The 8,023-nt window shown below is 66.6% G+C and carries 6 protein-coding genes; 2 read left to right on the forward strand and 4 right to left on the reverse strand.

All coding sequences use genetic code 11. From position 1 onward, the window contains the following. Window positions 1-65: 65 nt before the first annotated feature. Both DBR20_RS13835 and DBR20_RS13840 read right to left on the reverse strand, forming a co-directional pair. Complete coding sequence (locus DBR20_RS13835; RefSeq protein WP_108266578.1) at window positions 66-1,013, reverse strand: FecR domain-containing protein; 948 nt, start codon at window positions 1,011-1,013, stop codon at window positions 66-68. Then, window positions 1,010-1,528: a sigma-70 family RNA polymerase sigma factor gene (locus DBR20_RS13840; RefSeq protein WP_100552741.1), complete on the reverse strand. Its 519-nt coding sequence runs from the start codon at window positions 1,526-1,528 to the stop codon at window positions 1,010-1,012. The genes DBR20_RS13835 and DBR20_RS13840 overlap by 4 nt, the downstream gene beginning before the upstream one ends. Window positions 1,529-1,664: 136 nt before the next feature. On the opposite strand from DBR20_RS13840, the gene DBR20_RS13845 reads away from it, so the two are divergent. Both DBR20_RS13845 and betT read left to right on the forward strand, forming a co-directional pair. Continuing rightward, window positions 1,665-2,045, forward strand: a complete 381-nt coding sequence (locus DBR20_RS13845) for a VOC family protein (RefSeq protein WP_100552740.1) — start codon at window positions 1,665-1,667, stop codon at window positions 2,043-2,045. Between the two features lie 152 nt (window positions 2,046-2,197). Then, window positions 2,198-4,177: a choline BCCT transporter BetT gene (betT, locus tag DBR20_RS13850; protein WP_089235900.1), complete on the forward strand. Its 1,980-nt coding sequence runs from the start codon at window positions 2,198-2,200 to the stop codon at window positions 4,175-4,177. Between the two features lie 129 nt (window positions 4,178-4,306). On the opposite strand, the gene DBR20_RS13855 is transcribed toward betT, so the two are convergent. Beyond that, window positions 4,307-6,928 carry a TonB-dependent receptor gene (locus tag DBR20_RS13855; RefSeq protein ID WP_108266579.1) on the reverse strand — a complete coding sequence of 874 codons (2,622 nt, stop codon included), beginning with the start codon at window positions 6,926-6,928 and terminating at the stop codon, window positions 4,307-4,309. A 222-nt stretch (window positions 6,929-7,150) separates the two neighbouring features. Next, window positions 7,151-8,023 (reverse strand): zinc-binding dehydrogenase (locus tag DBR20_RS13860; RefSeq protein WP_258223357.1); only part of this gene is annotated, 873 nt, incomplete at its 5' end.

An 8,023-nucleotide genomic window follows, 5' to 3' on the forward strand; every position in this document is an offset into this window, starting at 1 on the left:
GGGCGGTGTTCCGCAATGGGTTCTCCTGTACTGCCCGGTGAGCGGCAGAAAAGGGAACCACGCGATCAGGCCGGGCGCAGCACGGTCCACCAGGGCCAGCGTTGCTCGATGCGGATCGGCAGGGCGCGCGCCAGCAACGGCAGTGCCTGCAGGCTGTCCAGCCGCGGCAGCACTGCGGTCACCTTCAGCGCCGCCACGCGCGGATCACAGCCCAGGTAGCCGCGGTGATGGCGTGCCAGTTCATCGACCACCCGCAGCAATGGCGTGTCGGTAACCTGCAGGCGGCCGTCGGTCCAGTCACCGCGCAACGGATCGACAGCCACCGGCTGCAATGCACCCAATGCACCAATGCGCGCCCCGCTACCGGCAGCCACGTCCAGCGCCGTGCCCAGCAGGGGCAGACAACGGACCGCACCTTCGAACACATCCAGGCGGCTGTCCGGTCCGCAGCGGCCGACCGCAAAGCGCGTACCCATCGGCTGCAGTCGGGCGCCAGCGGTGTGTACGGTCAATGGCAGATGGGCGTAGGCCGCCGCATGTCCGGTCTGCAGCAGCAGTTCGCCCTGCAGGAGGTACAGCGCACGACGGCCTTCGGCGAAATCGACGACGACTTCGCTGTCGGCGTTGAGCCACAGTTGGCTGCCGTCGCGCAGGGTCCACGCGCCGGTATGTCCTGCCGCGGTGCGCAGCGGCAGTCGTTGCCGCTGCGACTGCAGGCCCTGCAGGCCGAGCAGGGAGATGGCCCCCAGCCCCAGCACGCCACCGATGCCGCGCAGGGCGCGACGACGACGACGGCCCGCTGCATCCAGGGCCTGCGCGGCAGCATGCGGCGCCAGCGGAGCAAACGAGGTCCAGATGGATTCGACCCGCTGCCATGCACGGGCGTGGTCGGCATGCTCACACAGCCATGCTTCCCAGCGGCACTGATCGTCGCCACTCCAGGCGCCCTGCTCGCGCAATGCGAACCACTCGGCGGCCTGTTCCAGCGCCGGTGAAGCGAGCCCGTGGCTCATGCCGGGAGATCGCCGCTGAGCTGCAGGCAATGCAGCATGGCCTGCGCCATGTACTTCTTGACCATCCGTTCGGAGACGCCCAGCTGCTGGCCGATCTGCGCATAGCCCATGCCGGAGAGTCGCGCCATGAGGAAGGCGCGCCGCGGCCGCTCTGGCAGGCCCTGCAGCATGTCGGCGATGGCATGCAGCAGCTGCAGCGCCTGGGTGCGTTCTTCGGCGGAGGGATGCACCGGCTCCGGTTGTGCTGCCAGCGCCGCCAGATAGGCCCGCTCCAGATCGGCACGCTGCCAGTGGTTGACCAGCAGCGCGTGGGCGATGGTGGTCAGGTAGGCGCGTGGCAGGCGCAGCTCGGCAGGGTCCACCCGGCGGCTGAGCAGGCGTACGAAGGTGTCCTGGGTCAGGTCGGCCGCACACTCGGCGTTGTGGGTGCGCCGCCGCAGCCAGCCCAGCAGCCAGCCATGGTGTTCGCGGTAGAACCCCGCCAGCACGGAGCTGGAGGTGGCGGGCACGGCCATCGGATTCAATCGTCAATGAGAATGATTCCCATTATAGTCGCGTGAAGACGCCCGCGACAAACCTGCGGCGGCCGGCGCCGTTGCCGTCGTCGATGCGGTGGCCGACACTTGGGCTTTCCCGCAACGGAGTGCCCGCATGTTCAGTCACGTCACCGTCGGAACCAACGACATGGAGATCTCCCGTCGCTTCTACGATGCGTTGTTCACCGCCGTCGGCGCCCGCACAGGCGTGTTCGATGACGAGGGCAAGCTGGTCTACATCAAGGATGGGCGCATGTTCATGGTCATTCCGCCCATCGATGGCCAGGCGGCATGCCACGCCAACGGTGGCACCATCGGCTTTGCGTTGGCCGACCCACAGGCGGTGCATGCCTGGCAGGAAGCGGGCGTGGCCCACGGCGGTACGGCGGTGGAAGACCCGGCAGGCGTGCGGCAGAAGGCCGGGCGCCAGTTGTACCTGGCCTACCTGCGTGATCCGGACGGCAACAAGCTCTGCGCCGTGCATGTGATGCAGTAAGGCCGGAGCGGCGCGCGCGCCGTGCAGGCGCGCGAGTAACACGGATGGGGGCAGGATCGTGGCTGCGCGATGCCACGACTTCATCCTGTGTCCACTGCGATTCAGCCAGAATCCGGCGGCTTACTCTTTGATCGATCCGGAGATGGCTGCCCATGGAAGCACTGGAGCCTCAACATCAGCCGGTGCGAACCCTGCGGCCCGTCTTCGCCTTCGCGGCGATCGTTGTCGTTGCCTTCGCACTGTTCGTCAGCCTGTTCCCGCTCGGCGCCGGTCGCCTGCTGGTCAAGGCGCAGGACTGGGCCGCGCTCAACGTCGGCTGGTACTACCTGCTGGCGATGACCCTGTACCTGGTGTTCGTGGTCGGTGTGGCGTTGTCCAAGTACGGCGGCATCAAGCTCGGTGCCGACCATGACGAACCGGAGTTCAGCTACCTCTCCTGGGCCGGCATGCTGTTCGCTGCAGGCATCAGCATCACCCTGTTCTTCTTCTGCGTTTCCGAACCGCTGACCCACTACCTGCAGCCGCCACAGGGTGATGGCGCAGCGGGCGAAGCCGGTGCACGCCAGGCCATGCAGCTGCTGTTCCTGCACTGGGGCCTGCATGGCTGGGGCGTGTTCGCGCTGGCAGCGATGGCGATGGCCTATTTCGCCTACCGGCACAACCTGCCTTTGGCCTTGCGCTCGGCGCTGTATCCCCTGATCGGCAAGCGCATCAACGGCCCGATCGGTTACACGGTCGATGCCTTGGGCATCGTCGCCACGGTGTTCGGCATCGGTGCGGACATGGGCTTCGGCGTGCTGCATCTCAACGCCGGCCTGTCGCACCTGTTCAATGTGCCGCACTCCAACCTGGTGCAGATCCTGCTGGTGGTGGCGATGATGGGCGCGGCCGTCGCAGTGGCGGTGTCTGGGGTGGAGAAGGGCGTGCGCTGGATGGCCAACATCAACATGCTGCTGGCGATCGCGCTGGTGCTGTTCATGCTCTGCGCCGGCCCCACCCAGTACCTGCTCAGCACGCTGATGCAGAATCTGGGCGATTACCTGGGCAGCGTGGTGGGCAAGAGTTTCGACGTGTACGCCTATGGTGGCCGGCCGGAATGGCTGGGCGGCTGGACGGTGTTCTACTGGGCCTGGTGGATCGGCTGGGCGCCGTTCGTCGGCCTGTTCATCGCGCGCATCTCGCGCGGCCGCACCATCCGCGAATTTGTGTTCGGCGTGCTGCTGATTCCGCTGGGCTTCACCCTGGCGTGGCTGTCGATCTTCGGCAACAGCGCGCTGGACCAGGTGCTGCATCATGGCCAGCAGCAGTTGGCGCAGCTGGCGGTGGATGATCCACCGACAGTGCTGTATGCGTTGCTGGATGGCTATCCGTGGAGCAAGGCGGTGATCGGGGTAACCGTGCTGGTCAGCTTCATCTTCTTCGTGACGTCGGCCGATTCCGGGGCGGTGGTGCTGTCCACACTGTCCTCGCATGGCGGTGCGCCAGAGGATGATGGCCCGCGCTGGCTGCGCGTGTTCTGGGGCACGGTGATCGCGGTGCTGACCGCTGGCCTGCTGCTGGCCGGCAGCATTGATGCGCTGAAATCCGCGGTGGTTCTGGCATCGTTGCCGTTCTCTGCGGTGCTGCTGTTGATGATGTGGGGCCTGACCCGTGCCTTCAGTGACGAGTCGCACCGCAAGCGCGCGCAGCAGTTCAGGCCGTCACCGCTGATCGGCGATGATCGCCACCATCAGGGCTGGCGCCAGCGCCTGACCCAGGCCATGCACTTCCCGGTACGCGACCAGGTGTACCGCTTCATGGACGACACGGTGAAGCCGGCGATGGAGGCGGTGGCCGAGCAGCTGGGTGAGCAGGGCTGGGACGTGCAGACGCGCTTCGAAGCGGGCGACATGGAACTGTCGGTCAACCACGGCGAGCAGCAGGATTTCCTGTACCGGGTGATCCTCAGTGGCTACCTGACCCCGTCCTTCGCCGCGCAGCAACTGCGCAACCAGCGCTACTACCGCGCCGAAGTACATCTGTACGAGGGCAGCCAGGACTACGACCTGGTCGGCTACAACCGCAAGCAGATCATCAACGACATCATCAGCCAGTACGAACGGCACCTGCAGTTCCTGCACCTGAGCCGTTGATGCAGCCACGCCGGGCATGGCCCTTGCCGTTGGTGGGTGCGGACCGTTGGTCCGCACACTCCTGTAGAGCCGAGCCCGCGCTCGGCTCCGACGGAAGAGCCGAGCGTGGGCTCGGCTCTACAGCGGCGATCAGAACCGGTAACGCGCGCCCAGCGAAACGAACTGACCGCGCAGGTTGTACTGGCTGATGTCGAAGCCGCTGGAGCCGCCGGCCGGATCGAACGGCGGGTCCTTGTCGGTCAGGTTCAGCACCGACAGTGACAGCGTGGTCTTCGGAATGCCCTCGTAGGCCACGTACAGGTCCAGCTGATGGTAGCGCTTGACCTTGTCGCGCAGGCCCGGATTGCTGGTGGCGGTGGCCACGCGCTGGTCATAGCCGCTCACGTACTGCAGGCTCAGCGTGCTGCTCCAGTCACCGACCGCCCAGTTCAACGACGTGGTGCCGCGGGTGCGTGGCAGCGCGCCATGGCGGTTGTTGCCGGCGCCGTCATAGGGCGCCTGTCCAGCCACCAGCGGCTGCTTGAAGCTGAGCAGATGGGTCCAGCTGCCGGCGACGGTGAAGTTGCCCCAGCCATCGGTGCGGAAGGTACGGTTGGCTTCCAGGTCGATGCCCGAGGTGGTCAGCTCGCCCTGGTTGGCGTACTGGTTGGTGATGATCTGGATGCGGCCCTGTGCATCGCGCTGCACGCGGCCGGGGAACAGGTCCGGGTTGTTGACGATGAACTGTGCGCTGTCCGGCTTGACCAGGTTGTCCTGTTCGATGCGGTACCAGTCCAGGCCGATGCTGGAATCGGCATCCGGTGACCACACGGCACCGACATTGAGGTTGCGCGAGCGTTCGGCCTTCAGGTCCGGATTGCCGGTGCGCAGGTTGGTCACGCCACGGCTGCCGCCGGGCTGCAGCGGATCGAACGGATCGACCACCGAGCCATAGCTGATGGTCTGTCCCGGTGCGATCTCCGGCAGCGACGGTGCACGGAAGCCGCGCGAGAATGAACCGCGCAGCAGCAGGCTGTCCAGCGGCTGCCAGCGCAGCGCGAACTTCGGCGAGAACGCCTTGCCGAAGTCATCGTAGTGGTCACCGCGACCGGCCACCTGTAGTTCCAGCGTGCGATGCAGCGGCACGCTGAACTCGGCATAGGCGGCACTGACCTGGCGTTCGCCGTCGACGATGTTGATCGCCGGGCGCAGCTCGGTACCGGACAGCACCTGCGCACTGGTACGTGCATCCAGCGATTCCTTGCGGAATTCCGCGCCCCAGGCGAAGCCGATCGCGCCGGCCGGCAGTTCCCACAACGAGGTCGACGCCTTGACGTTGAGCGAGTGCAGCTTGTACCAGCCCGGACGCTTGGTCTGCAGGCGCAGATCGTCCAGCGCGCCCGGCGTGCTGGACGGATCGAGGAAGTTGTAGCTGCCATCGCGCAGGATCTGCTGGAAGGCGTAGCGGTCCACGAAGTTGTCCACGTACTCGCGCTGCGCGCTCTGCGAGGTCAGCGCGGCCACCTCCCAGTCCCAGCGCTCGCCGGTACCGCGTACGCCGGCCAGGGCGCGGTAGAACACCTGGGTGTTGTCCTTCAGGCGCGGACCGAGATCGAAGAAGGTGTATTCGAACGGCAGCGGCGCGCTGCCCGGATTGTTCGGATGGCCGACCGGCAACACGGCGGCGATATCGGTCAATGTGCCGGTGGCGGGATTGTAGGCACGCAGGCCGGGGCCGACCGTCAGCGGCGCGCTGAAGATCTGGTCGGCCTTGTTGTGGCTGTACAGCACATCAGCGAAGGCTTCGACGCTGTCGTTGAAGCGGTAGGTCGCGCTCAGCGACGCCTGCAGGCGCTCGGCGCCAGGCTGCAGGGTCTTGAACGGCTGCGCGTTGAAGGCGCAGGCCTGGCCGGGCAGGGTGCTGCCGAAGTCACTGTAGGGACGCAGCTCGCTGCCATCGGGGCAGGACGCGAACGGCTGCGGCGCGCGCGGGTTGGCCAGCGTGTTGCCGCCAGCGGTGGACCAGCCGGCCAGGCGGCCACCGGGCTTGTCGCGGAAATCGCCGTCGCGGGTGTACGCGCGCTGGTCAGCATCGAGGCGGTCGCGCTTGAGCAGATCCAGCCCGAACAGCACGTTCCAGCCCTGCTGTTCGAGGTCACCGAAGCCGGCCAGCAGGTTGGCCTTGCGCTCGTTCAGGCCGCCCTGGGTGGCGGTGCCGAAGCCGCCGCCGACCTCCACGCCTTGGAAATCACGACGCAGGATGATGTTGATGACGCCGGCGATGGCGTCCGAGCCGTACACAGCCGAGGCACCATCCTTCAGCACTTCGATGCGCTCCACCGCACTGATCGGCAGCGCGTTGAGGTCGACGAAGGTGTCCTGGGTGTTGAGCGCGAAGCCGAAGTTGGCCACGCGGTAGCCATTGACCAGCACCAGCGTGTTCTTCGGTGACAGGCCGCGCAGGCCGATCGAGGCCGAGCCTGCAGCGAAGCTGCCGGTGTACTGCTCGTCGAAGCTGTTGCCGGCATTGGCCGACAGGTTGCGCAGCACGTCGGTGAGGGTGGAGCGGCCGGTCTGCAGGATCTGCTCGCGGGTGACGATCTGCACCGGGTTGGGGCCGGCGGTGTCGCTGCGCTTGATGTTCGAGCCGGTCACCAGCACGGTGCCGAGGGTGGTGCTGTCCTTGCCGGTGTCGGCGGTTTCAGCGGCGCCGGCAGTGCCGGTGACGAGGGCCAGCGCGACCGCGCTGGAAAGCAGGGTGGTGCGATACATGGAAGCGACTACGCCAAACGGGGGAGGAGCCGTCAGTACCGCACGCGGTTAAGTGCGCCTTCCAATGACGAAAGCGCATTCAGTTATACATCACAGGTTCTTAACGAAAGTCAGTGCCCTTGGTGGAGTGGCCTGTGCTCCGGTGGGTGCGGACCGTTGGTCCGCACGCTCCTGACGGGTCAGAGCCCTTTCCTTGTGGAAAGGGATCCGACCCGGAGACCATCAAGGCCGCAGCAGCACCTTGCCATTGCGACCCGAGCCAGCACCGGCCTTTGCGGCCTGGGCGATGTCGTCCAGGGCGAAGATCCGCTCCACCGGCAGGGTCAGTTCACCGCCGGCCGCACGCTTCAACAACTCGCCGACCAGCCTGCGCTTGTCTTCCACCGCCATCGCCTGGCTGACCTTGCTGCCCCAGAAACCTTTCACGGTGGCTTCTTTGTAGATGAGGCCACCGGCGGGAATGCGCATCGGCTCGCCGCTCATCACGCCGAACGAGACCAGGGTGCCGTGGTGGCCGAGCAGGTCGACCAGGTCGCCGCTGGCATCGCCACCGATGGAATCGACTGCAGCCGCTGCCTGGTCTTCGCCGGTGGCCTCGCGCACGCGGTCCTTCCAGCCGTCCACCGAGGTATCGAACACGTGATCGATGCCCAGCGCCTGCAGTTGCGCCACCGCTTCCGCGTTGCGCACCAGGTTGGCCACGTGCACACCGCGCGCCGTTGCCAGCATCGCCAGCGATTTGCCGACGGCACCGTTGGCGGTGTTCTGCACGACCCACTGGCCCGGCTCAACGTGCAGGAACTCCAGCAGCATCAGCGCGCTCAGCGGCATGGCGATCAGCTGTGCGGCCATTTCGTCCGGGATCGATTCCGGCATCGGGATCACCATCCGCGCTGGTGCGATGAACGCTTCGGCCCAGGTGCCGTGCACCGAGGCGGCGGCAACACGCTGGCCGATCTGCAGTCCGTCCACGCCCTCGCCGAGCGCATCGATCACGCCCAGTGCTTCGCTGCCACCGGTCGCCGGCAGCGTCGGCTTGTAGCCGTACAAGCCACGCACCGTCAACAGGTCGTGGTTGTGGATCGAGGCCAGCAC

Origin of the sequence: Stenotrophomonas sp. HMWF023 (genome assembly GCF_003060985.1) — a bacterium.
Lineage (GTDB): Bacteria > Pseudomonadota > Gammaproteobacteria > Xanthomonadales > Xanthomonadaceae > Stenotrophomonas > Stenotrophomonas lactitubi.

Excerpts from the sequence above, each read along its gene's own strand:
- betT (WP_089235900.1), top strand. The coding sequence starts at position 2,198 with ATGGAAGCACTGGAGCCTCAACATCAGCCGGTGCGAACCCTGCGGCCC.
- DBR20_RS13845 (WP_100552740.1), top strand. The coding sequence starts at position 1,665 with ATGTTCAGTCACGTCACCGTCGGAACCAACGACATGGAGATCTCCCGT.
- DBR20_RS13855 (WP_108266579.1), bottom strand. The coding sequence starts at position 6,928 with ATGTATCGCACCACCCTGCTTTCCAGCGCGGTCGCGCTGGCCCTCGTC.
- DBR20_RS13835 (WP_108266578.1), bottom strand. The coding sequence starts at position 1,013 with ATGAGCCACGGGCTCGCTTCACCGGCGCTGGAACAGGCCGCCGAGTGG.
- DBR20_RS13840 (WP_100552741.1), bottom strand. The coding sequence starts at position 1,528 with ATGGCCGTGCCCGCCACCTCCAGCTCCGTGCTGGCGGGGTTCTACCGC.